Origin of the sequence: Streptomyces griseobrunneus, from assembly GCF_046713465.1 — a bacterium.
Classification (GTDB): Bacteria; Actinomycetota; Actinomycetes; order Streptomycetales; family Streptomycetaceae; genus Streptomyces; species Streptomyces microflavus.
Genome location: NZ_CP177080.1, coordinates 1,413,522 through 1,434,294, shown reverse-complemented (window position 1 = coordinate 1,434,294; position 20,773 = coordinate 1,413,522). Strand labels below are relative to the sequence as shown.

Here is a 20,773-nt window from a genome sequence, read left to right as displayed (position 1 = left end):
CATGGTCTCGCAGAATGAGACGCTGTGGTATCGGTCACATGCGGCGTCGGCGGCAATGGGGGCAAATGCCCCAGGGGGGAGCCGGAGAGGCCCCGCCCCGGACGGAACGGTGGAAAGGTCAGACAGAACGGTGGAAAGGTCAGACGCCGTACGCTCCCGGCCACGGTCCCGGAGTCGCCACGTCCGGCTCCAGCTCGGTCTTCGTGTCGAAGAGCCGGAAGCCCCGCCGCAGATAGTTGTCCATCGCGTACGGGCCGTCCTTGGAGCACGTGTGCAGCCACACCCGCTCCGTCCGCGGCCGCTCGGGCCACCGCTCCGCCAGGTCCCAGGCGCGCGCCACCCCGTACGAGAGGAGGTGGCCGCCGATCCGCCGCCCCCGGAAGGCCGGGATCAGCCCGAAGTACATGATCTCGACCACGCCGTCGTCCTGCGGGTCCAGCTCCACGTACCCGGCCGGCGTCCCGTTCGCGTACGCCACCCACGTCTCAGCCCCGGGCCGCTCCAGGGCCTCCTGCCACTGCGCGTACGTCAGCGCCAGCCGGTCGGTCCACCGGATGTCGCCGCCCACGGCGGAGTAGAGGAAGCGGCTGAACTCCGGCAGCACCACCTCGGACCGGACGATCCGTACATCGCCCTCCGGAGCGGTGGCGGGCCGCAGGTCGGCGGGGGAGGTCTGCTCCAGCGACCAGACCGTCACCTCGGTCACCTCGGTCACCTCGGTCGCTGCGGTGGTGGCTGCGGGGGGCTGCACGGGGTTACTCATGGCGGCCAGAAAACCATGCCGCCGCCCGCCGGTGCACAGCGGGCCCGCCCACCGGCCCGCCCATCGGGCCCGGTCAGGCCTGTGCCGCCCCCCGCCGCGCCCCCGTCACCACCGGCGCCTTCGAGTGCGGCAACAGGTCGGCGGGGTGCTCCGGCCGGACCACCTCCACCTCGACCCCCTCCCCGAAGCGGTACGGGCGGTGCGCCAGCACCTCCGCCAGATGGCGACGGAGCCGGGAGACCTCGGCCCGTACGGTCACCGTCCGGGTCGCGTCACCGAAGATGTCCTGCGCCAGCTCGGAGGCCGTACGCCCCTCCCGCTGCACCGCCAGCGCGTACAGCAGCTCCGCGTGGCGCGGCGAGAGCCGCTGCGTCGAGGTGCCCAGCGGGCCCACCAGATGCACGGCCAGCGCCCGCGGCCGGCTCAGATCGAGCACCACCCGGCGCGGCGCCCCCTCAGCCGTGCTGTCCGACACCTGCACCAGCCAGCCGCCCGGCAGCGGCTCCACCCGGCACATGCCGAGCGAGGGCAGCCACACCCGGCCCGCCCGCAGCGACTTCGGCAGCGGCAGCCGGTCCACCGGCGGCATCCCCGTCACCGCCGCCAGCCAGCCGTGGGTGTCCACCGCCAGCGCCCGGCCCCCCAGCCGGCACAGGATCGGCGCCGCCACCGCGCGAAGCCGTTCGATCGCCACCAGGTGACGGGTGCGGATCTCACCCTCGGCGAGCCGCGCCACCGAGTCCACCAGGGCCAGCGTCGCCGGGTGGAAGGTGGAGGCCGGGCCGCTGATGTCGACGATGCCCACCAGCCGCCCGTCGCGCGGGTCACGGACCGGAGCCGCCGCGCAGGTCCAGTTGTGCAGGGCCCGGATGAAGTGCTCGGCCGAGTGGACCTGGATGGGCGCGCGGGCGGCCAGCGCCGTACCGATCGCGTTGGTCCCCGTCGCCTCCTCCGCCCAGGCGGCGCCCTCCTCCAGGCAGATGTCGTGGGCCCGGTGGAGCACCCCGGAGTTGCCCTGGCGCCACAGCACCCGGCCCTCCACGTCGGTGACCACCATGATCTGGTGCGCCGCGTCGGCGATGGACGCGAGCCCAGCCCGCAGCAGCGGCATCACCTCGCCGAGCGCCGTGCTGTGCCGGCGGTGCTCGATCTCCTCCACCTGCAGCAGCTCGCTCGAAGGCGACTGCTCGGGGTCGATGCCACTGCGCACCACCCGGTCCCAGGAGGCGTCGATCTCCGCCCGCGGGACGACGGAGGACCGCTCGCCCGCCAGCCGGGCCTCCCTGGCCCGGTGGATCAGCCGGGCCGCGCGGTCGGCCTCCCGGCCGATCACCCGCATCCCTGCGGCAGAACCCTGCTCGCTCATGGTCCCCACCCGTTCCGCCCGAAACACTCCGCGCTCTCCGGCCCCATCCTGCCGCTGCCCGGCCAACCCCACCTGGCAGTCCACACAATGGTTGCAACCCTTTGCAACTCTGGCGATGCCCCGCCGAACCGTACGAGAGTGGCAGCGTGCCGTACGCCGGGCCCGTGCCTGGCGTACGGCACGGTTCAAGCATGGAGGGTGGTGCCGTGTCGGCGCAGCACCACCCTCCGTCGCTCACCTCCGGGCCGGCGACTACTCCGCGACCGGCCGGGCCCGCGCCACCACCGAGGCCAGATCCAGGCTGTGCGGCAGCGTCCCGAACGCCGTGCCCCAGTCCCGGCCGAGCCGCGAGGCGCAGAACGCGTCGGAGACCTCCGGCGGCGCCCAGCGCACCAGCAGCGAACCCTGGAGTACCAGAGCCATCCGCTCCACCAGGCGCCGCGCCCGCGCCTCGATCCCCTCCAGGTCCGCCAGCTCGGTCAGCAGGTCCTTGATCGCCGCGTCCAGCCGGTGATCGGCCCCGCGCGCCTTCCCGACCTCCCGCAGGAACGCGTCGAGCGCCTGCGGCTCCCGCTGGAGCGCCCGCAGCACATCCAGCGCCTGTACGTTGCCCGAGCCCTCCCAGATCGAGTTGAGCGGCGCCTCACGCAGCAGCCGGGGCATCCCGGACTCCTCCACGTACCCGTTGCCGCCCAGGCACTCCAGCGCCTCACCGACGACCGGGGTGCAGCGCTTGGTGACCCAGTACTTGGCGGCGGGCACCGCGAGCCGCAGGAACGCCCGCTCCTCCTCGGTGTCCGTGTCGTACGCCGAGGCCAGCCGCATCGCCAGGACGGTCGCCGCCTCCGACTCCAGCGCCAGATCGGCCAGCACGTTGCGCATCAGCGGCTTGTCGGTCAGCAGTCCGCCGAACGCGCTGCGGTAGGTGGCGTGGTGGATCGCCTGCGCCACCGCCTGCCGCATCAGCGCCGCCGAACCGACCACGCAGTCCAGCCGGGTGGCCGCCACCATCTCGATGATGGTGCGCACCCCGCGCCCCTCCTCGCCGACCCGGCGGGCCCAGGTCCCGTCGAACTCCACCTCGCCGGAGGCGTTGGACTTGTTGCCCAGCTTGTCCTTCAGCCGCTGGATCGCGAACACGTTGCGCGTGCCGTCGGGCAGCACGCGCGGAACGAGGAAGCAGGTCAGCCCGCCCGGCGCCTGCGCCAGCACGAGGAACCCGTCCGACATCGGCGCCGAACAGAACCACTTGTGCCCGGTGAGCAGATACTCGCCCTCCCCGGAGAGAGGCTCCGCCCGCGTCGTGTTGGACCGCACGTCGGTGCCGCCCTGCTTCTCCGTCATGCCCATCCCGAAGAGCACCCCGGCCTTCTCCGGCGCGGGCCGCAGCCCCTCCTCGTAGACGTACGAGGTCAGCTTCGGCTCCCACTCGGCGGCCAGCACCGGGTCGGTCCGCAGCGCGGGCACCGCGGCGTGCGTCATCGAGAGCGGGCAGCCGTGCCCCGCCTCGGCCTGCGTCCAGACCAGGAACCCGGCCGCGCGCCGGACATGACCGGCCGGGCGGCCCCAGGCGTCGGTCAGCCCGGCGGCGACCGCGTGCCCCAGGAGCCGGTGCCAGGACGGATGGAACTCCACTTCGTCGATCCGGTTCCCATACCGGTCATGGGTGCGCAGAACGGGCGGATGCCCGTTCGCCTGCGCACCCCACTCCTGGGCCTGCGCCGAACCCGCGGCCCGCCCGAGCGCCCCGAGTTCCTCCCGTGCCCCGGGCAGAACGCCCGGCTCGATGTGCCGCTCGACGGCCTCGGACAGGGCCCTGTCGGCGGTGTAGACGTCATAGCCGACCAGCGGCGGAACCTGATTGGTCACTGTGTGGGTGGTGGCTGCCATGCCGATACGGTAAGGAGGTGCAGGCAGCAAATGAAACACCCGAGCGGCCACCGGGCCGGCTCCACCGGGCCCGAGTCCTCTACCGCAACGTCTCCAAGCGGCGGATGGCGTGGCAGTTGCTCAAGGACACCGTCAACTCGTGCATCGAGTACCGGATCCTCGGGCTGGCGGCCGAGGCGGCGTTCTTCACCCTGCTCTCCCTGCCGCCGCTGCTGCTGGGCATGATCGGGCTGCTCGGTTACGTCGACGAGTGGACGACCACCACCACGGTCGCCTCCATCGAGCGCAACATCCTCTCGGCCTCGCAGACCGTGCTCTCCGAGCGCGGGGTAAACGACTTCGCCAAACCGCTGCTGGCCGACGTCAGCACCGGCGCCCGCCCCGATGTCATCTCCATCGGATTCGCCATCGCCCTGTGGTCCGGCTCCCGCGCGGTGAACGTCTTCATCGACACCATCACCGTCATGTACGGGCTCGACGGCCACCGCGGCATCGTCAAGACCCGGCTGCTCGCCTTCCTGCTGTACGTCGTCGCCCTGCTGCTGGGCGCGGTGGTCCTGCCGCTGCTCGTCGTCGGCCCCGACCGGGTCGTCGAGTTCGTGCCCTGGGGCACCGAGGTCATCGCCGTCCTCTACTGGCCCCTGGTCATACTGCTGACCATCGCGTTCCTCACGACGCTCTACCACGTGTCCGTCCCCGTGCGGTCGCCCTGGATCGAGGACGTCCCCGGTGCGCTCGTGGCGCTCGGGATGTGGGTGCTCGGCAGTTTCCTGCTGCGGATCTACCTCACCAACACCGTCGAAGGCCCCACGATCTACGGCTCCTTGGCGGCGCCCATCGCCGTCCTGCTGTGGATCGGTATCTCCGCCTTCGCCGTCCTGGTCGGCGCCGCGGTCAACGCGGCCATCGACCATGTGTGGCCCTCGCTCGCCACCGCCGCCGCCCGCGAGGCCACCGAACGCGTCCGGGCCGCCCAAGCCGCCGAGTTCGTCGCCCGGACCCGTCCGGCCTGGGAGGCCGCGAACGACGACGACGAGGACGACGACCCGGCCTACATGCCCTCGGAGTTCCCGGAGCGCTGGTCCCGCTTCCTGCCGCCCGACGACGTCAAGTCGCGGCTCCAGTCGACCTGGGAGAAGGAGCCGAAGGAGACCAGGGGCAGCAGGGAGAGCAACACCTCGGCCAGGGAGTCCGGGCACTCCCGGGACAACTCCGAACCGCCCTCCGCCTGACCCCACGCTAGCGTGGAGACATGCCCCAGGAACGCCCGCGCTACCAGGAACGGCCCGCCCGGCTGCCCGGTGCCGTCGTCTGGACCTGGGACGCCCCCGACGGCCCGCCGCCGGCTCCCCGGTCCGTGCTGCCCGACGGCTGCATGGACCTGATCTGGACCGGCGGCCGCATCGTCGTCGCCGGGCCGGACACCCACGCCTTCGAGGTGGACCCGGAGAGCCGGGGCTCCTGCGCCGCGATCCGGTTCGCCCCCGGCACCGCGCCCGTCCTCCTCGGCGTACCGGCGTCCCTGCTGCGCGACCACCGGGCCGACCTCGCCGACCTCTGGCCCTCCCCGGCCGTACGCCGCCTCACCGAGCGGATCGAGAAGGACCCCGACCCCGCCGGGGCCCTGGAACGCCTCGCCCTGGACCGGATGGCCGAAACCGGGCCCCCGGACCCGCGGACGGTCGCCGTCGCGGAGGGGCTGCGCCGGGGCCGCTCCGTCGCCGCGACGGCGGCGGAGGCCGGACTCGGCGCCCGCCAGCTCCACCGCCGCTCCCTGGCCGCCTTCGGCTACGGCCCCAAGACGCTGGCCCGGATCCTCCGCCTCCAGCGCGCCCTGGAACTCATCCGCACCGGCCTCCCGTACGCCGGAGCGGCCTGCGCGGCAGGCTGCACCGACCAGGCCCACCTCGCCCGGGAGATGCGCGACCTGGCCGGCACGACCCTCGGGGCCTACTTCGCGGCGGACGGAGACGCGGGGGACGCGGGCTCAGCGGACGCGGGCTACGCGGACGCGAACAGCGAGACGCCGCAGCCGTCCGGGTCCAGCACCACCGCATAGCGCTGCCTCCACTCCGCGTCCCACGGCTTCAGATGCCCGGCGTACCCGGCACGGGTCAGCTCCGCGTACAGCGCGTCCACCTCCGCCGGGCTGTCGCAGGCGAACGCCAGCCCCAGCCGCTCCCCGCCCGCCGGGCGCTCCCAGCCCGGGTCGAACGAGCGGATGACGTCCTCGGTGTCCCACAGCAGCCGCTGCCCGCCCGGCAGGACCACCTCCACATGCGGGGCGGACTCCGCCCCGGCCGGGATGTCGAGACCGAGCCTGCGGTAGAAGGCGAGCGAGGCCGCCAGGTCGGCCGTGATGATGCTGATCGCGTCGAGTCGTGGAGTCATGGAACGACCGTAGCCACCGGGCCTCCCCACCGTCTTGTACGAATCGGACGCGCGTCCGCCGGGGATCACCCCCAGCAGTCGCCCACCGGAGTCCCCGCCTCGGTCAGCGCGAGCCCCAGATCCGCCCGCTCGGTCACCCAGCGCGTCGGACGGTGGCGCGGGTCGCCCGTCGCCGCGTGCAGCGCCCTCTGGAGCTCCAGCAGCCGCCGGGCCCCGATCCGCTCGCCCCAGGCCAGCGGCCCGGCCGGATAGCCGAGCCCGGTCGTCACCGCCAGGTCGATGTCGGCCGGGGTGGCGAGCGAGCGTTCCGCGATCGAGGCACCGACCGCGACGACCGACGACAGCAGCCGCTGAGCGACCGAGCCCGCCGTGTCCCGCACCACCGTCACGGCGTGCGGCTCGTCCGCCGCGGCCCGGGCCAGCACCGCCCGCGCGTCCCGGGCCGCCGCCGGACCGGTGACGGCCGTCACCGCGAGGACCCGCCGCCGCCCGGCCGCGGGCAGCACCTCCACGCCCATCGTCCGCTCCGGCGGCAGCCCGCCCGCCCGGATCGCACCGGACACCGTGGTGCCCCAGACCGGCACCAGCACCAGCGCCTCGGCGGAGGGCCCGTCGCCCCGCTCGATCCGGACCCCAGCCGCTTCGAGAGCGCCCGAGAGAGCCTCCACGTACGACGTGGTCTCCACGGATCCGCCCGGGGCCAGGAACACCGGCCGGTCGCCGTTCCCGGTCACCGCCGGCTCCGGCGCGGGACCCCCGGCGCCCTCGCCGTACGCGTACCAGCCCTGCCCGGTCTTGCGGCCGTGCAGCCCGGCCACCACCCGGTTCGGCGTGAGGTAGGACGGGCGCAGCCGGTCCTCGTACCGGAAGCCCTGCCAGATCGAGTCGATCACCGCGGCCGTGACATCGAGACCGGTCAGGTCCATCAGCTCGAACGGGCCCATCCGCAGCCCCAGCACGTCCCGGGCGATCCGGTCGATGTCGGCGGTCCCCGCCACCGACTCCTCCAGCAGTGCCAGCGCCTCCGTCACCAGGCCGCGCCCCGCGTGGTTGACCAGGAAGCCGGGGGTGTCGGCCACGGTCACCGCCCGGTGCCCGCACCCCTCCACCAGTTCGGTCAGCGCGGCCGGGATCTCCGGCCGGGTCGCCGCGCCCGGCACCACCTCCACGATCCGCATCAGCGGCACCGGGTTGAAGAAGTGCAGCCCGGCCAGGCGCGAGGGGTCCTGGAGGCCCGCCGCGATCCGGGTCACCGACAGGGACGAGGTGTTGGTCGCGAAGACGGCGGAGGAGGGCAGCGCCCGCTCCAGCTTCCCGAACACCTCGGCCTTGGTCCCCAGGTCCTCCCGTACGGCCTCGATGACCAGCTCCACGTCCGGCCCGGCGGCCCACGGGTCCTCCAGCGGCACCAGCCGCGCCACGGACGCGTCCCGGTCCGCCGCGGACATCCGGCCCTTGGCCACCGCCCGGTCCAGCATCGAGACGACGAACTCCACGGCGTCCTTCACCGCTTCGGCCCGTACGTCTCCCAGCTCCACGGTGTGTCCCGCGCTCGCCGCCCACTGGGCGATGCCACGGCCCATGGCCCCGGCTCCGACGATCCTGATACGCATGGCAGTTGGGGCCCTTTCGGCGGAGACGGACATGCTCGGGGTGTCAGCGGAGGTAGACACGGTGGGGGTCGACATCGTCGCGCAGGAGCCGCAGCTCCGCATCCGTGGGCGGTTCCACCGTCGTGACCGTGCCGGCCACCTTCAGGTCCCAGCCGGTCGCGGCCCGGACCTGCTCGACGGTGACCCCGGGGTGCACGGCCACCAGCCGCAGCTCGTCGCCCACACCGTCACGGGCGAGGATGCCGAGCTCGGTGATGACCCGGGTGACGCCGGCGCCGAGGGGGCGGATGCCGTCCGCGAGCGCCCGGTCGGGGCCGGGCGTGGTGCAGAAGTCGAGGGCGTCGGCGAAGGAGCGCGGGGTGTGGCGGCGCATCACGACGAAGACCTCACGGGCGTTGGCCATCACCTCGACCGCGCCCCCGGAGCCCGGCAGCCGTACCGCCGGACTCTCCCACTCCCCGATCACCGAGGTGTTGAGGCTGCCCCACCGGTCGATCTGCGCGGCCCCCAGGAACCCGACGTCGATGTGGCCGCCCTGGAGCACACAGCCGAACAGCGCGGGCATCGACAGCACCGCCTCGGCGCCCGTGACCAGCACGGCGTCCGCGATGGTCTCCGGCAGCTGGGAGGGATGCGCCCCGCACACCCCGGACTCGTACACCACCTCGATCTCCGGCGCGACGGTCAGATGCGCCAGCTCGGCGGCGAGCGTCGGCAGCCCGATCCCCGCGAACACGGTCCGGCGACCGGCCAGTTCGCGCGCGGCGACGACGGAGAGCAGCTCCGACGAGGTCACGGCCCCCGTGGCCTCCGTACGCTCCTCGCTCACAGCCGCCTCCCGTAGTTCACGGGCTCGCTCAGAGCCTCGCCGACGGCGAGCCCGGCCCAGAACTCCTCGCCGAGCTTCGCCACGTACTCCGCGTGGTCGGCGGTCCCGTACACCCACTCCGCCAGCCACTCCCGCAGCCGCACCGGGTCCTTGCTGATCGCGGACCAGGCCCGGTAGAAGGCGTTGTCCCGGTCGTAGTAGCCCTGCGCGAACGAGGGGTGCGCCCCGCGCGGACAGACGACCACCGCGTCGACCGCGTGGGCCGGGACGAGGGTACGGTTCGGATCCGCGCGGACCACCTCGTCCGCCACCAGCTCCTCCACCACCACGACCGCCATATCCGCCGCGTACACCGCCTCGGCCTGGATGCCGGTCAGCCCCCAGATCTGGGTGTTGCCCCGGCGGTCGGCGCGCTGGGCGTGGATGATCGTCACGTCCGGGTTGACGGGCGGTACGACGTAGATCTGCTCGGTGGAACCGTCCGCGGCCGGGTAGGGCGAGGCGACCTTGCGGATCCCGGGGCTGACGGACGGCAGGTCGCTGCCCGCGTACGAGCGCAGCGGGTAGAACGGCAGCCGCTGCGACCCCGCGAGGTAGCGGCAGATCATCCCGTAGTGGCTGTACTCCTCGAACGCCAGCGGCTCGGGGTCGGCGTGCTCGATCCGCCGCCGCAGCTCCCCGAGCGAACCGGCCGAGGAGTTCCCCACGAAGGAGGAGACCAGCCGCGTCACGCACCCAGCCGCCAGCATCTGGTCCACCACGATGTCCGCCGTCATCCGGACGACGGTGAGATTCCGGCGGCCCTGCCGGATGATCTCGTGCCCGGCGGCGGTCGGGATGAGATGGGTGAACCCTTCGAGGCTCACGGTGTCCCCGTCGTGGACGAAGGCGGCGACGGCCTCCCTCATCGACATGACCTTCCGGTCCACGCTGCTCCTCGCCGTCGATGTGCCGTCCCTAGGTGGTGGCCCCACGGTGTCACCGCCCATTGATGGCTGTCCAATACCGAATTAAGGTCGTATCGAGACGCCAGGAGTATCAATGACGCGAGGGGGTGTCCTCATGGAGCTACGCCACCTCAACGCGTTCCTCGCGGTGGCCGAGGAACTGCACTTCGGCCGGGCCGCCAAGCGGCTCCAGATGGCCCAGCCACCGCTGAGCCAGCAGATCCGCCGGCTGGAGAAGGAGCTCGGCGTCCAGCTCTTCCGCCGCAACACCCGCTCGGTCAGGCTCACCAGCGCGGGGGAGTCCTTCCTCGAACCCGTACGGACCGTCCTCGACGACCTCGACAGCGCTGTCCGGGCCGCCCGATCGGCGGGGAGGGGCGAGTACGGCCGGGTCACCATCGGCTTCGCCGGGGCCTCCAGCCACGAGACTCTGCCCCTGCTCACCCGGGCCGTGCGCGCCGCCCACCCCGGGCTCGAACTCGTCATGACCGGCCAGACGTACGCCAACACCGCACTGTCCCGGGTCGCGGACGGCTCGCTCGACCTCGGCTTCGTCCGGCTGCCGGTGACCCGGCCCGGCGTCGCCCACCGGGTGATCGACGAGGAGGAGCTGGTCTGCGCCCTGCCTTCCGACCACCCGCTCGCCCGGCGCGGGACCGTACCGCTCGACGTACTCGCCGGTGAACCGTTCGTCTCCTTCCCCGCCAACTCCGGCTCCACCGTCCGCGACGCCATGACCGAGGCCTGCGAGAGCGCCGGATTCACCCCGCGCGTCGTCCAGGAGGCCCCCGACTCGTACACGATCCTCGCCCTCGTCGCCGCCGGGGTCGGCGTCACCCTCACGGTCACCTCCGTCCAGCACATCCAGCAGAACGGCCTGGTCTACCGCCCCCTCGCCGGACCGCCGATCCGCCTCCGGGCGGCCCTGGCCTGGCGCGCGGACAACCCCTCCGCCGCCCTGCGCGCGGTCCTCGCCGTGGCGCAGGAAGCGCTGCCGACACCCGCACAGACCCCCGATTGAGACGCGGAGCCTCTCGATCCGGTGCACATTCGATATTGGACCGACTCAGTGCCGAAATGCGAAGGTCATCCGGGAGGCCATCCGGGAGGTGACCCGAGGTGAAAGGCCCCCAACCGCCCGAACCCGCCCGCACCGTCACCGCCCTCAGGAAAGGCCCCGCCGTGCCGCTCGAAGTCGTCATCTGCGAACCGCTGCGCACCCCCATCGGCCGCTTCGGCGGAGCGTTCGCGCAGCAGACACCGGCCTCGCTCGCCGCACATGTCGTCGCCGAGGTCGTCTCCCGCACGGGCATCGACCCGGACCGGGTCGACGAGGTGATCCTCGGCCACGCCTACCCCTCGTCCGACGCACCCGCCATCGGCCGGGTCGCCGCCCTGGACGCCGGGCTCCCCACCACCGTCACCGGCTCCCAGATCGACCGCCGCTGCGGCTCGGGGCTCCAGGCGGTCCTGGACGCGGCGATGCAGATCAGGACCGGCTTCAGCGACGTCGTGATCGCCGGCGGCGTCGACGTCATGAGCGCCGCGCCCTACTACACCCACGACGGACGCTGGGGCATCAAGGGCCCAGGCCTCCAGCTCCACGACTCCCTCGCCCGGGGCCGGGTCACCGCCGGAGGCGTCCACCACCCGGTCCCCGGCGGCATGATCGAGACCGCCGAGAACCTGCGCCGGGAGTACGGGATCAGCCGCGCCGACCAGGACGCTCTGGCCCTGCGCTCGCAGCACCGCGCGGCCCGCGCCGCGGCCGAGGGGCGGTACGAGGCGGAGACCGCCCCCGTCACCGTACGCACCCGCAGGGGCGAGACCGTCGTCGCGGCCGACGAGCACCCCCGCCCCGACACCACCGCCGAGCAACTCGCCGCCCTCCGACCGGTGATGGCGAAGTCCGACCCGGAGGCCACCGTCACGGCGGGCAACGCCAGCGGACAGAACGACGCGGCCGCCGCCTGCCTCGTCACCAGCGCCGGGACCGCCGAACGTCTCGGCCTCACCCCGCTCGTCCGCCTCGTCTCCTGCGCCCGCGCGGGGGTCCCCGCCGCCACCATGGGCATCGCCCCCGTCGCCGCGACCCGCACGGCACTGGACCGCGCCGGACTCACCCTCGCCGACCTCGACCTGATCGAGCTGAACGAGGCGTTCGCCGCCCAAGTACTCGCCTGCACACGGGAGCTGGGTCTCGGCGAGACCGACCACGAACAGCGGATCAACGTCAACGGATCGGGCATCTCGCTGGGCCACCCGGTCGGCGCCACCGGAGCCCGCATCCTCGCCACCCTCACCCGCGAACTGCACCGCCGCGAGGGCCGCTACGGCCTGGAGACGATGTGCATCGGCGGCGGCCAGGCGCTCGCCGCGGTCTTCGAGCGCGTCGCCCGCTGACGGCGGCCCCGGCCCCTCCCCGGGCGCGCGAAAGGTCCGGCCGGACAGTCCCCGCTGTCCGGCCGGACCTCGTTCCCGCTGCGGTCGGCTATCAGTCCCGCGCGTTACGGGTGCGGCGCATCAGCACCGTCCCGCCGAGCAGCAGCGCGGCACTCGCGCCTGCCGCCAGGCCGAGACCGGCCGCACCGGTGTCGGCCAGGCCCGGGGTCCCGGAGCCGGGGGTGTGCGTACCCGGGGTGTTCGATCCGGGGGTGTCGGTGGGCGGCTGCGCGGTCGGGGGCTCGTCGACCGGCGGCTCGTCGACCGGGGGCTCCTGGGTCGGCGGCTCGTCCACCGGGGGCTCCTCGGTGGGCGGCTCGTCCACCGGCGGCTCCTCGGTCGGGGGCTCGTCGACGGGCGGCTCCTCGGTCGGCGGCTCCTCCGTGGGCGGCTCTTCGACCGGGGGCTCCTCGGTGGGGGGCTCCTCGGTCGGCGGCTCGACCGGCGGCTCGACCGGCGGCTCGGTGGGCGGGTAGTCGTCCTTCGGGCCGCTCACGTTCGCGCACTTGTTGCCGAAGGCCGGGTTGAGCGCACCGATGACGTTGACGGTGTTGCCGCACACGTTCAACGGGACGTGCACGGGGGCCTGGACCAGGTTCCCGGAGAGCACCCCGGGGGAGCCGACCGCCGCGCCCTCGGCGCTGGAGCCGCCCGTGCCGTTCCCGCCGCCGTTGCCGTATCCGTAACCGTCGTCGTGGCCGCTGGAACTCACGTTCTTGCAGGCGTTGCCGAACGTGGGGTTCAACAGGGCGATCACATTGACGGTGTTGCCGCACGCGTTGACCGGGACGTGCACCGGCACCTGCACGGCATTGCCCGAGCCGACACCCGGCGAACCGACGGCAGCGCCCTCGGCCGACGCGTCGGCGTGCGCGGAGCCGCCGGCCGCGGCCAGGAGGCCCGACGCGGCCGCCATGACGATCATGCTTTTATTCAAGGCCTGTCGCATTACTTGCCCTTCCTTAGGACATTCGCGAGGACATTCGCGTGGGTGCTTCGCGCGCGGAGCCGTCGGGTGGTGCCGCTGCTGTGGCGGCCCCCCGGATCCCCCACGGGAAGCCATGGTGAAAGTCGTGAACACATACGCGCTGGACGACTGCCATAACGATCGAAGGCCACGCGGGAAACTCGGAGAGGCGTGGAAATTATGTAATCACCCGAACGGATGGATTAGGTGAACCGTGCTCTGGCCCGGCCGCCGTTGAAGGGAAACGATTCAGCCCCAACTTTCCCTTCCGTAAACGGTGTTGACCTTGAGGGGCGGGCCGCGGCGATGGGTGCGCGAGGAGACGGTGCGCCCGGCACGTCGACCCGTTCGGACGAACGCACCGGACGGTGTGTCCGCAATTCCTTCACGAACAGATGGTCGTGCGAACAGAGGTGGCGCTAAAGGCGTGTGCAGGCGGAGCCGAACCGGTCGCGCTCCCGCGCCGCGCGCCCCCTGAGCCCGGCATTCGGGTGAATGCACGGAACCAAACACCCGGCGCCGAGTTGACCAGGGTGCCCCGCTACGGGGCAACCAGTACGAGAAGGGTTAATCGTGATCAAGAAGGTTCTGGCTACGGGCGCTGTCGCCGCCTCCATCCTCGGGCTCGGCTCGACGCAGGCCATGGCGATCAGTAACGACGGAGGCACGACCTCGGTCAACGGCAACGGCGCTTCGCAGTCGTACGGCAACTCCGAGACCCACGGTGACTGGAGCCCGCAGTTCGGCCTGATCCAGGGCTCGCTCAACAAGCCCTGCATCGCCCTGCCGGCCAAGGCGAACCTCGGTTCGCTCGTCGGCCTCGTGCCGATCGCGGTCCAGGACATCAACGTCCTTTCCTCCCCGCAGAACCAGCAGTGCACCGAGAACTCCACCCAGGCCAAGGGTGACGAGGCCCTGTCCCACATCCTGGAGGACATCCCGATCCTCTCGGGCAACGGTGCCGGCAACGGCTGATCCACAGCCGCCCTACTCGGGCCCGGGCCATCGGCGTTCCTCCACCGAGCGGCTCGGGTCCGTCGTTTTCCCGGGAATGCGGCCGCCGGCCTTCCGTCCGCATTCCCCACCGCACGGCCCCAAGGCCCCACGGGCATTGCGGCATTCGGGCGGAAATCCGGGAATCCGCCCGTCGAACAGTTTCGATCCCGGGCGTTCATCGTTAGGTAGGACAGCGCCGGAGTCACGAGCGATCAGGACCTGGCTCGGGCGGGCACGACAGTCGTGACCGCACCGGACTCCGCCGAGGAAAGGGACAAAAAAAGTGAAGTACACCAAGGTTGCCGCAGTCGCCGCCGGAACCCTCATGGCGATGGGTGCCGCCGCGCCGGCCATGGCCGACTCGGGTGCCGAGGCCATCGCCGCGGGCTCCCCGGGCGTGCTGTCGGGCAACGTCGTGCAGGTGCCGGTGCACATCCCGGTCAACGTCTGCGGTAACACCGTCAACGTGATCGGCCTGCTGAACCCGACCTTCGGCAACACCTGCATCAACGCGTGAAAACCGACCGGTCCGGGCCGCCTTCGCGCCCGGGCCGGTCCGGCCCCGGACGGCAATGGCCGTCCGGGGCTTCTGCGTTGTCCGCGCAATTCCTCCCGCCGTCCGCCGGAGAAAGTCGTGCGGGCGCAGTTTCCCGCACGCGGTCTGATCGTTATCCCTGAGGAAAGCGGCAGAAGTCACAGGTAAAGAAAGCTTGTGTGCGGCACGGAGACGTGACCGAAGCAGACGCCGTGTAGAAGGGAACCAGAAAAGTGAAGTATGCGAAGACCGCCGCCCTCGTTGCCGGTTCCGTGGCTGCCCTCGGAGCGGCCGCTCCCGCCTTCGCCGCTACTACCCCCACGGCCCCCAACTTCAGCCTCGACAGTGGCCTCAACCAGGTGATGGCCAGTGCCCCGCAGGTCGTGGACCCCCTCGTGGACACGGTCGCCGAGACCACCGAGACGGTCTCGAAGGACGGCACGGTCGGCAAGCTGGCGGGCCAGGCAACCGGTGCGGCCGAGAGTGCCACTCCGCTGCTCGGTGGGGTTCCCCTCGGCGGCTGACCGCCGCAGCACCACCGTTCCTCCCTGGTTCCTCGATCGATACGCACCACTCCCCAGAAGGGCTCTTTCATGTTCAAGAAGATCATGGCCTCGGCAGCTGTCGCTGTCTCGGTCGTCGGTGTCTCCGCTGCGGCCGCCCCCTCCGCCATGGCCATCGCCAATGACGGCGGCACCACGACGGTGAACGGCAACGGCGCTTCGCAGTCGTACGGCAACTCCGAGACCCACGGTGACTGGAGCCCGCAGTTCGCGCTGATCCAGGGCTCGCTCAACAAGCCCTGCATCGCCCTGCCGGCCAAGGCGAACCTCGGTTCCCTCGTGGGCCTCGTGCCGATCTCGGTCCAGGACATCAACGTCCTGTCCTCGCCGCAGAACCAGCAGTGCACCGAGAACTCCACCCAGGCCAAGGGTGACGAGGCTCTGTCGCACCTCCTGAACGACATCCCGATCCTCTCCGGCAACGGTGCCGGCAACAACTGAGACCGGGTAGTCCCGGTCCGCACCGCGTGACCCGCGTGGGGCCAGTCCATCCTGTACGGCGACCGTTCTTCGCCGGCCCGGAGGGACTGGCCCTTCGTCGTGTGCCGTCGCCTCCGGCCGGGGCACCCGGTTGGGCCGGATGCCGTAGCCCCGGCTGACGATCCGTGCCGGTCCGGGTAGTGCCTCTCCATGGATCCGTACGACAGTCAGACCCCGCAGAGCAGAGAGCAGTGGCCCGCACCGGGCGGCACACCGATCTACGACCGGCTCCTCGCCGAGTGGCGGGCGGCCGGGCACGCCAGCCCCCTCTCCGAACCGCACCAGGAGCTCGCCCCCCGCCGCAGCGGCGGATTCGTACCGGCGGCGCGCACCTCGGACCAGGTCCCCGGGAGCTGAGGCCCCTGGCGACTGGGGAGTGGCGTCGACCTTGCGCCGGAACAAACCCATTTGAGTGGTACTGCGCAACCGATCGGGCACCCCGGCAGTTGATCAGTACGTTCCACAACGGGACGCTCCGAAAGGTGAAGTTGATGAAGAAGATTATGGCCGGCGCTGCAGTGGCCGTGTCCCTGCTCGGTCTGTCCGCAGTCGCGGCTCCCACGGCCATGGCGATCGGCAACGACGGTGGCACCACCACGGTCAACGGCAACGGGGCCGAGTCGGAGATCGGCAACGCCGAGACCAAGGGTGACTGGAGCCCGCAGAACCAGCTCGTCCAGGGCACCCTGAACAAGCTGTGCGTCGGCCTGCCGCTCAAGGCCAACATCGGTTCGCTCGTCGGCGTCGTGCCGATCGCGGTCCAGGACATCAACGTCCTGTCCAACCCGCAGAACCAGCAGTGCACCGACAACTCCACCCAGGCCAAGGGCGACGAGCCGCTCTCGCACATCCTGGACGACATCCCGGTCCTCTCGGGCAACGGCGTCGGCAACAACTGACGTACCACTGCCTGACGCAGGTAGCGCGGGCGGTCCGGGGGTCACTCCCCGGGCCGCCCGCCCTCGTTGTCGCGGCACCGGACACGGCGATGCCCACCACTCCACGGGGGGTGGTGGGCATCGCCGTGTCCCGGGCGACCGGGGAGAAGGAGGGTCAGCCGAGGGAGCGGACCGGGAGCAGGCAGTGGGCGGCGGTGCGCACGACCTCTTCGTTCGCCGCGAAGGCCCGCAACTGGTCCTCACTGACGGGCTGGCCCGGAACGGCCTCCGGCCACGGGGTGGTGGCGAACATGCCGTACACCTGACCCTGCCCGAGGGCGGCCGCGAGCCACTCCGGGGGCGCCGGGTACTGCGCCTTGAGGTGAGGCATCGTCAGGACGGCCTGGCCCGCCTGGACGAGGAGCTTCGCCTGGATGCCCGGGGCCTCGGCCGCGTCCTGGATCGGGCCGCCGGCCTGGAGGCCCGCCCGCTCCAGCGCGATGCGCAGCGCGTTCCGGCCGACCTCCGGGCCGTCCTGGCCGTCGCCCAGCGAGTAGGCGAGGAGGTAGGCGGTGTCCTGGTCGGCGCCGGGCTGCCGGCTGCTCCAGCCGATCAGGATCTGGGTGCCCAACTGGGCCGGTGTGAACGTGCCGGTGGAGGTCTGAGGTGTGGTCATGACCGGCACCCTAACGGCCCCGGACCGGTCGCTATGCATGCGTATCACCCGATCGTGGGAGATCGGGGAGATCGCGGGGTAACTCCGGCGCGGGCGCCGGAAAACGTGTTGACGCCGCCGGGTGCGGCGCGGCTAAGCTCGGCCGCGTAAAGGACCAAGGAACGCAGGACCCGAGGAATCAGGAGGTGAGGACATTGATGACTGTCGTTGCGATGGGCGCTGCCCACAACCAGAAGATCATCGTTCCCACCCCCGTGGCCACCGGCTGACCCACGTCACGTACGTCCCGCGCGAGCGCGCGGTGCCGGGGCCGCCCTGTGAAGGGTTTCCCTTGTCTTTCTCGTTTCTTCCGGTTCCGTCCTCCTCGCACCCGCTGACTCCGTACGGCTGGGACGACGACTGGGCGGCCGCCTTCTCCCCCTACGCCGATCAGGGCCTCGTGCCGGGGCGTGTGGTGCGGGTCGACCGCGGTCAGTGCGACGTGATCACCCCCGACGGCCCGGTCCGGGCCGACACCGCCTTCGTGGTGCCGCGCGACCCGATGCGGATCGTCTGCACCGGTGACTGGGTGGCGCTCGACGCGGAAGGCGACCCGCGGTTCGTCCGTACGCTGCTGCCGCGCCGTACCGCCTTCGTCCGCTCGACCTCCTCGGAGCGGTCCGAGGGCCAGGTGCTCGCCACCAACATCGACCACATCGTCATCTGCGTCTCGCTCGCCGTGGAGCTCGACCTCGGGCGGATCGAGCGCTTCCTCGCGCTCGCCCTGTCCAGCTCCAACGGCGCCGCTCTCCTCGGCGACGGACACGGCACCGGGGAGTACCGGCCCGAGCCGGTCGTCCTGCTCACCAAGGCCGACCTGGTGCCCGACGCGGCCACCCTGTCCCACCTCGTCCAGGACGTCGAGGCCGTCGCCCCCGGCGTCCAGGTGCTCCCCGTCAGCTCCACCACCGGTGAGGGGCTCGACGTGTTCGGCGCCGTCGTCGCCGGCGGTACGAGCGTGCTGCTCGGCATCTCCGGCGCCGGCAAGTCCACCCTCGCCAACACCCTGCTCGGCAGGGAGGCGATGGAGGTGCGGGCGGCCCGGGACGTCGACGGCAAGGGCCGGCACACCACCACCACCCGCAACCTCCTCGTCCTGCCGCAGGGGGGCGTCCTCATCGACACCCCCGGGCTGCGCGGGGTGGGCCTCTTCGACGCCGGGACCGGGGTCGGCGAGCTCTTCTCCGAGATCGAGGAGCTGGCGGCGCGGTGCCGGTTCCACGACTGCGCCCACGGGAGCGAGCCCGGGTGCGCTGTCCTCGGCGCGCTGGAGGACGGCACCCTGTCCGAGCGGCGGCTGGAGAGCTATCGCAAGCTGCTCCGCGAGAACCAGCGGATCGTCGCCAAGACCGATGCCCGGGTGCGCTCGGAGATCCTGAAGGACTGGAAGCGCAAGGGCGCCGAGGGACGGGCGGCGATGCAGGCCAAGCGCGGCGGCCGGGTGCGGTAGCCGGGCCCCTACGGTTCGACGTCCGAAAACCGCGAGTGCGGCAGCGGCGGCTGCCGCACACTGGACGGTGTGATGGACGAACGGACCAGGTACGAGGCGGTGAGCAGCCGCGACGCACGGTTCGACGGCGCGTTCTTCTTCGCCGTCGTGACCACCGGCATCTACTGTCGGCCGAGCTGCCCCGCCGTCACCCCCCGACGCGCCAACGTGCGCTTCTATCCGACCGCCGCGGCCGCCCAGGCGGGCGGCTTCCGGGCCTGCCGGCGGTGTCGCCCCGACGCCGTGCCCGGCTCGGCCGAGTGGAACGTCCGCGCCGACGTCGTCGGCCGGGCCATGCGGCTGATCGGCGACGGCGTGGTGGACCGCGAAGGCGTCCCCGGACTCGCCGGGCGGCTCGGCTACAGCGCCCGGCAGGTCCAGCGCCAGCTCAACGCCGAACTCGGCGCCGGACCCGTCGCGCTGGCCCGCGCCCAGCGCTCCCACACCGCCAGGGTGCTCCTCCAGACCACCGGCCTGCCGGTCACCGAGATCGCCTTCGCGGCCGGGTTCGCCAGCGTCCGCCAGTTCAACGACACCATCCGCCGGATCTACGCCCGCACCCCCAGCTCCCTGCGCGCGGAAGCCGGGACCGGGCTCGGCGGGGGCTGGGGCGAAGGGCTGCGGGCCGGGATCCCGCTGCGCCTCGCCCATCGGGGCCCGTACGCCACCGGCGCCCTGTTCGACCTGCTGGGCGGGCGGACCGTGGCCCGGGTCGAGGAGCTGGCCGGGCCGCCGGGGCGCCGCACCTACCGGCGTACCCTGCGGCTGCCGTACGGGACCGGGATCGCCGCCGTCGACGAGGCGTCGCCAGGACCCTGGCTGGAGGCCCGGATCCACCTCACCGACCTGCGGGACCTGACCACCGCCGTACAGCGGCTGCGGCGCCTGTTCGACCTGGACGCCGATCCGTACGCCGTCGACGAGGCCCTGGCGGCCGACCCCCGGCTCGCTCCGCTGGTCGCCGCCCGCCCCGGGCTGCGCTCGCCGGGGGCGGCGGACCCGGAGGAGGAGGCCGTACGGGCACTGGTGGGGCGGGAGCGCGCCGAGGAGCTGGTCGAGCGGTACGGGAAGGTGCTCGACGTGCCGTGCGGCGCGCTCACCCATGTGTTCCCCGAGCCGGGCGCCCTGGCCGGTGCCGCCACCGGACCCGCCCTCCGGGCTCTGGCCACCGCGCTCGCCGACGGGGAGCTGCGGCTGGACGCGGGGGCCGACCGGGAGGAGGCGGAACGGACGCTGGCGACGCTGCCCGGGGTGGACGGGCCGACCGCCGCCCTGATCCGGATGCGGGCGCTCGGCGATCCGGACGTGGACCCGTACGGGACGCCGGGTGCCGAGAGGTGGCGGCCCTGGCGCTCGTACGCCGTACGCCACCTGGAGACCGCCGCCCGGGGGCCCGCGCTCCGAGCTGAGGGCGGTCAACCCCAGATGAGCGCACCCACCCAGGCCCCCGCCACCAGCAGACAGGCGAACAGCTCCACCAGCACCGCGTAACCCGTCGCCCGCATCACCGAGCGCACCGACGTCCAGCCCGCCCCGCGACTGCCCAGGCGCAGCCGCTCCGCCCCGTAGATCGCCCCCACGAACCCGGCGATGCCGCCCACCACCGGCACCACGAAGAAACCCACGATCCCCGCGACCCCGCCGATCATCAAGGTCCGGCGGGGCGCCCCCGACTCGGCTGGGTGGCGCGGCGGCAGCACCGGCTTCAGGGCCTGGTTCACCAGCAACAGGGCCGTTGCGCCGATCAGTACGCCCCAGGCCGTCGAGGTCATGTCCGTCAGCGCCCACCACAGCACCGCCGCCCAGACGATCGCCTGACCCGGCACACCCGGCACCAGGACCCCGACCAGCCCCAGCAGCATGACCAGGCCCACGGCGACGAGCTGCCACACACTCATTCGACCAGCCT

General features: G+C 72.5%; 22 protein-coding genes. 12 read left to right on the top strand and 10 right to left on the bottom strand.

Annotated features, from left to right (window positions below; translation table 11 throughout):
- Positions 1-139: 139 nt before the first annotated feature.
- The 3 genes from ACK8N7_RS06395 to ACK8N7_RS06385 all read right to left on the bottom strand — a co-directional run bounded on the left by ACK8N7_RS06395 (position 140) and on the right by ACK8N7_RS06385 (position 4,019).
- Positions 140-763, bottom strand: a complete 624-nt coding sequence (locus tag ACK8N7_RS06395; RefSeq protein ID WP_500441380.1) for a GNAT family N-acetyltransferase — start codon at positions 761-763, stop codon at positions 140-142.
- Positions 764-836: 73 nt separating this feature from the next.
- Complete coding sequence (locus ACK8N7_RS06390) at positions 837-2,129, bottom strand: GAF domain-containing protein (protein WP_500441378.1); 1,293 nt, start codon at positions 2,127-2,129, stop codon at positions 837-839.
- Positions 2,130-2,381: 252 nt separating this feature from the next.
- Positions 2,382-4,019 (bottom strand): acyl-CoA dehydrogenase family protein, encoded by a 1,638-nt coding sequence (locus ACK8N7_RS06385; RefSeq protein ID WP_403211289.1) that lies wholly within the window; start codon positions 4,017-4,019, stop codon positions 2,382-2,384.
- A gap of 17 nt (positions 4,020-4,036) precedes the next feature.
- On the opposite strand from ACK8N7_RS06385, the gene ACK8N7_RS06380 reads away from it, so the two are divergent.
- Together ACK8N7_RS06380 and ACK8N7_RS06375 are read left to right on the top strand one after the other, a co-directional pair.
- Positions 4,037-5,251 carry a YihY/virulence factor BrkB family protein gene (locus ACK8N7_RS06380; protein ID WP_403211287.1) on the top strand — a complete coding sequence of 405 codons (1,215 nt, stop codon included), beginning with the start codon at positions 4,037-4,039 and terminating at the stop codon, positions 5,249-5,251.
- 20 nt (positions 5,252-5,271) lie between these two features.
- Positions 5,272-6,078, top strand: a complete 807-nt coding sequence (locus ACK8N7_RS06375) for a DUF6597 domain-containing transcriptional factor (protein ID WP_500441375.1) — start codon at positions 5,272-5,274, stop codon at positions 6,076-6,078.
- Here ACK8N7_RS06375 and ACK8N7_RS06370 read toward each other — a convergent pair.
- The 4 genes from ACK8N7_RS06370 to ACK8N7_RS06355 all read right to left on the bottom strand — a co-directional run bounded on the left by ACK8N7_RS06370 (position 6,021) and on the right by ACK8N7_RS06355 (position 9,781).
- Positions 6,021-6,410: a VOC family protein gene (locus ACK8N7_RS06370; protein WP_500441373.1), complete on the bottom strand. Its 390-nt coding sequence runs from the start codon at positions 6,408-6,410 to the stop codon at positions 6,021-6,023. The two genes, ACK8N7_RS06375 and ACK8N7_RS06370, sit on opposite strands and share 58 nt — an antisense overlap.
- Positions 6,411-6,475: 65 nt before the next feature.
- The gene (locus tag ACK8N7_RS06365) at positions 6,476-8,023 is read right to left on the bottom strand and encodes a 3-hydroxyacyl-CoA dehydrogenase (protein WP_403211281.1); all 1,548 of its coding nucleotides are present in this window, start codon (positions 8,021-8,023) and stop codon (positions 6,476-6,478) included.
- Positions 8,024-8,066: 43 nt separating this feature from the next.
- Positions 8,067-8,852, bottom strand: a complete 786-nt coding sequence (locus ACK8N7_RS06360; protein ID WP_403211280.1) for a CoA-transferase subunit beta — start codon at positions 8,850-8,852, stop codon at positions 8,067-8,069.
- Positions 8,849-9,781, bottom strand: a complete 933-nt coding sequence (locus ACK8N7_RS06355) for a CoA transferase subunit A (protein ID WP_500441371.1) — start codon at positions 9,779-9,781, stop codon at positions 8,849-8,851. The genes ACK8N7_RS06360 and ACK8N7_RS06355 overlap by 4 nt, the downstream gene beginning before the upstream one ends.
- 133 nt (positions 9,782-9,914) lie before the next feature.
- Here ACK8N7_RS06355 and ACK8N7_RS06350 point away from each other — a divergent pair, with 133 nt between their 5' ends.
- Positions 9,915-10,820 (top strand): LysR family transcriptional regulator, encoded by a 906-nt coding sequence (locus ACK8N7_RS06350; protein ID WP_500445700.1) that lies wholly within the window; start codon positions 9,915-9,917, stop codon positions 10,818-10,820.
- A 161-nt stretch (positions 10,821-10,981) separates the two neighbouring features.
- Entirely contained in the window at positions 10,982-12,202 is a 1,221-nt protein-coding gene (locus ACK8N7_RS06345) for an acetyl-CoA C-acetyltransferase (protein WP_403211625.1), read from the top strand.
- A 91-nt stretch (positions 12,203-12,293) separates the two neighbouring features.
- Here the strand turns inward: ACK8N7_RS06345 and ACK8N7_RS06340 are convergent, their stop codons facing one another.
- Complete coding sequence (locus ACK8N7_RS06340; RefSeq protein WP_403211276.1) at positions 12,294-13,190, bottom strand: chaplin; 897 nt, start codon at positions 13,188-13,190, stop codon at positions 12,294-12,296.
- Positions 13,191-13,781: 591 nt separating this feature from the next.
- Between ACK8N7_RS06340 and ACK8N7_RS06335 the strand changes: the two genes are divergently transcribed.
- The 6 genes from ACK8N7_RS06335 (at position 13,782) to ACK8N7_RS06310 (ending at position 16,681) form a co-directional block, all read left to right on the top strand.
- Positions 13,782-14,183, top strand: a complete 402-nt coding sequence (locus ACK8N7_RS06335) for a rodlin (protein ID WP_015612266.1) — start codon at positions 13,782-13,784, stop codon at positions 14,181-14,183.
- Positions 14,184-14,487: 304 nt separating this feature from the next.
- A complete protein-coding gene (locus tag ACK8N7_RS06330; RefSeq protein ID WP_031127181.1) occupies positions 14,488-14,721 on the top strand; it encodes a chaplin in 234 nt (77 codons plus the stop codon).
- A gap of 251 nt (positions 14,722-14,972) precedes the next feature.
- Positions 14,973-15,263 (top strand): hypothetical protein, encoded by a 291-nt coding sequence (locus ACK8N7_RS06325; protein ID WP_403211274.1) that lies wholly within the window; start codon positions 14,973-14,975, stop codon positions 15,261-15,263.
- A 69-nt stretch (positions 15,264-15,332) separates the two neighbouring features.
- Positions 15,333-15,743, top strand: a complete 411-nt coding sequence (locus ACK8N7_RS06320; RefSeq protein WP_354402839.1) for a rodlin — start codon at positions 15,333-15,335, stop codon at positions 15,741-15,743.
- Between the two features lie 189 nt (positions 15,744-15,932).
- On the top strand, positions 15,933-16,139 hold the full coding sequence (locus ACK8N7_RS06315) for a hypothetical protein (RefSeq protein WP_500441367.1): 207 nt from the start codon (positions 15,933-15,935) through the stop codon (positions 16,137-16,139).
- 134 nt (positions 16,140-16,273) lie between these two features.
- Positions 16,274-16,681 (top strand): rodlin, encoded by a 408-nt coding sequence (locus tag ACK8N7_RS06310; RefSeq protein WP_403211270.1) that lies wholly within the window; start codon positions 16,274-16,276, stop codon positions 16,679-16,681.
- A 154-nt stretch (positions 16,682-16,835) separates the two neighbouring features.
- Here ACK8N7_RS06310 and ACK8N7_RS06305 read toward each other — a convergent pair whose 3' ends face one another.
- Positions 16,836-17,336, bottom strand: coding sequence for a DUF5949 family protein (locus ACK8N7_RS06305; protein WP_032753702.1), 501 nt, complete (start codon positions 17,334-17,336; stop codon positions 16,836-16,838).
- A gap of 331 nt (positions 17,337-17,667) precedes the next feature.
- On the opposite strand from ACK8N7_RS06305, the gene rsgA reads away from it, so the two are divergent.
- Together rsgA and ACK8N7_RS06295 are read left to right on the top strand one after the other, a co-directional pair.
- The gene (rsgA, locus tag ACK8N7_RS06300; RefSeq protein ID WP_500441365.1) at positions 17,668-18,825 is read left to right on the top strand and encodes a ribosome small subunit-dependent GTPase A; all 1,158 of its coding nucleotides are present in this window, start codon (positions 17,668-17,670) and stop codon (positions 18,823-18,825) included.
- 72 nt (positions 18,826-18,897) lie between these two features.
- Positions 18,898-20,355: a DNA-3-methyladenine glycosylase 2 family protein gene (locus tag ACK8N7_RS06295; protein WP_500441363.1), complete on the top strand. Its 1,458-nt coding sequence runs from the start codon at positions 18,898-18,900 to the stop codon at positions 20,353-20,355.
- Here the strand turns inward: ACK8N7_RS06295 and ACK8N7_RS06290 are convergent.
- Complete coding sequence (locus ACK8N7_RS06290; RefSeq protein ID WP_500441361.1) at positions 20,280-20,762, bottom strand: DUF456 domain-containing protein; 483 nt, start codon at positions 20,760-20,762, stop codon at positions 20,280-20,282. The two genes, ACK8N7_RS06295 and ACK8N7_RS06290, sit on opposite strands and share 76 nt — an antisense overlap.
- Positions 20,763-20,773 lie beyond the last annotated feature (11 nt).

Bases quoted from the DNA above. Each gene is read 5' to 3' on its own strand.
- ACK8N7_RS06395 (WP_500441380.1), bottom strand. From the start codon at position 763: ATGAGTAACCCCGTGCAGCCCCCCGCAGCCACCACCGCAGCGACCGAG.
- ACK8N7_RS06390 (WP_500441378.1), bottom strand. From the start codon at position 2,129: ATGAGCGAGCAGGGTTCTGCCGCAGGGATGCGGGTGATCGGCCGGGAG.
- ACK8N7_RS06385 (WP_403211289.1), bottom strand. From the start codon at position 4,019: ATGGCAGCCACCACCCACACAGTGACCAATCAGGTTCCGCCGCTGGTC.
- ACK8N7_RS06375 (WP_500441375.1), top strand. From the start codon at position 5,272: ATGCCCCAGGAACGCCCGCGCTACCAGGAACGGCCCGCCCGGCTGCCC.
- ACK8N7_RS06370 (WP_500441373.1), bottom strand. From the start codon at position 6,410: ATGACTCCACGACTCGACGCGATCAGCATCATCACGGCCGACCTGGCG.
- ACK8N7_RS06365 (WP_403211281.1), bottom strand. From the start codon at position 8,023: ATGCGTATCAGGATCGTCGGAGCCGGGGCCATGGGCCGTGGCATCGCC.
- ACK8N7_RS06350 (WP_500445700.1), top strand. From the start codon at position 9,915: ATGGAGCTACGCCACCTCAACGCGTTCCTCGCGGTGGCCGAGGAACTG.
- ACK8N7_RS06340 (WP_403211276.1), bottom strand. From the start codon at position 13,190: ATGCGACAGGCCTTGAATAAAAGCATGATCGTCATGGCGGCCGCGTCG.
- ACK8N7_RS06320 (WP_354402839.1), top strand. From the start codon at position 15,333: ATGTTCAAGAAGATCATGGCCTCGGCAGCTGTCGCTGTCTCGGTCGTC.
- ACK8N7_RS06315 (WP_500441367.1), top strand. From the start codon at position 15,933: ATGGATCCGTACGACAGTCAGACCCCGCAGAGCAGAGAGCAGTGGCCC.
- ACK8N7_RS06310 (WP_403211270.1), top strand. From the start codon at position 16,274: ATGAAGAAGATTATGGCCGGCGCTGCAGTGGCCGTGTCCCTGCTCGGT.
- ACK8N7_RS06305 (WP_032753702.1), bottom strand. From the start codon at position 17,336: ATGACCACACCTCAGACCTCCACCGGCACGTTCACACCGGCCCAGTTG.
- ACK8N7_RS06295 (WP_500441363.1), top strand. From the start codon at position 18,898: ATGGACGAACGGACCAGGTACGAGGCGGTGAGCAGCCGCGACGCACGG.
- ACK8N7_RS06290 (WP_500441361.1), bottom strand. From the start codon at position 20,762: ATGAGTGTGTGGCAGCTCGTCGCCGTGGGCCTGGTCATGCTGCTGGGG.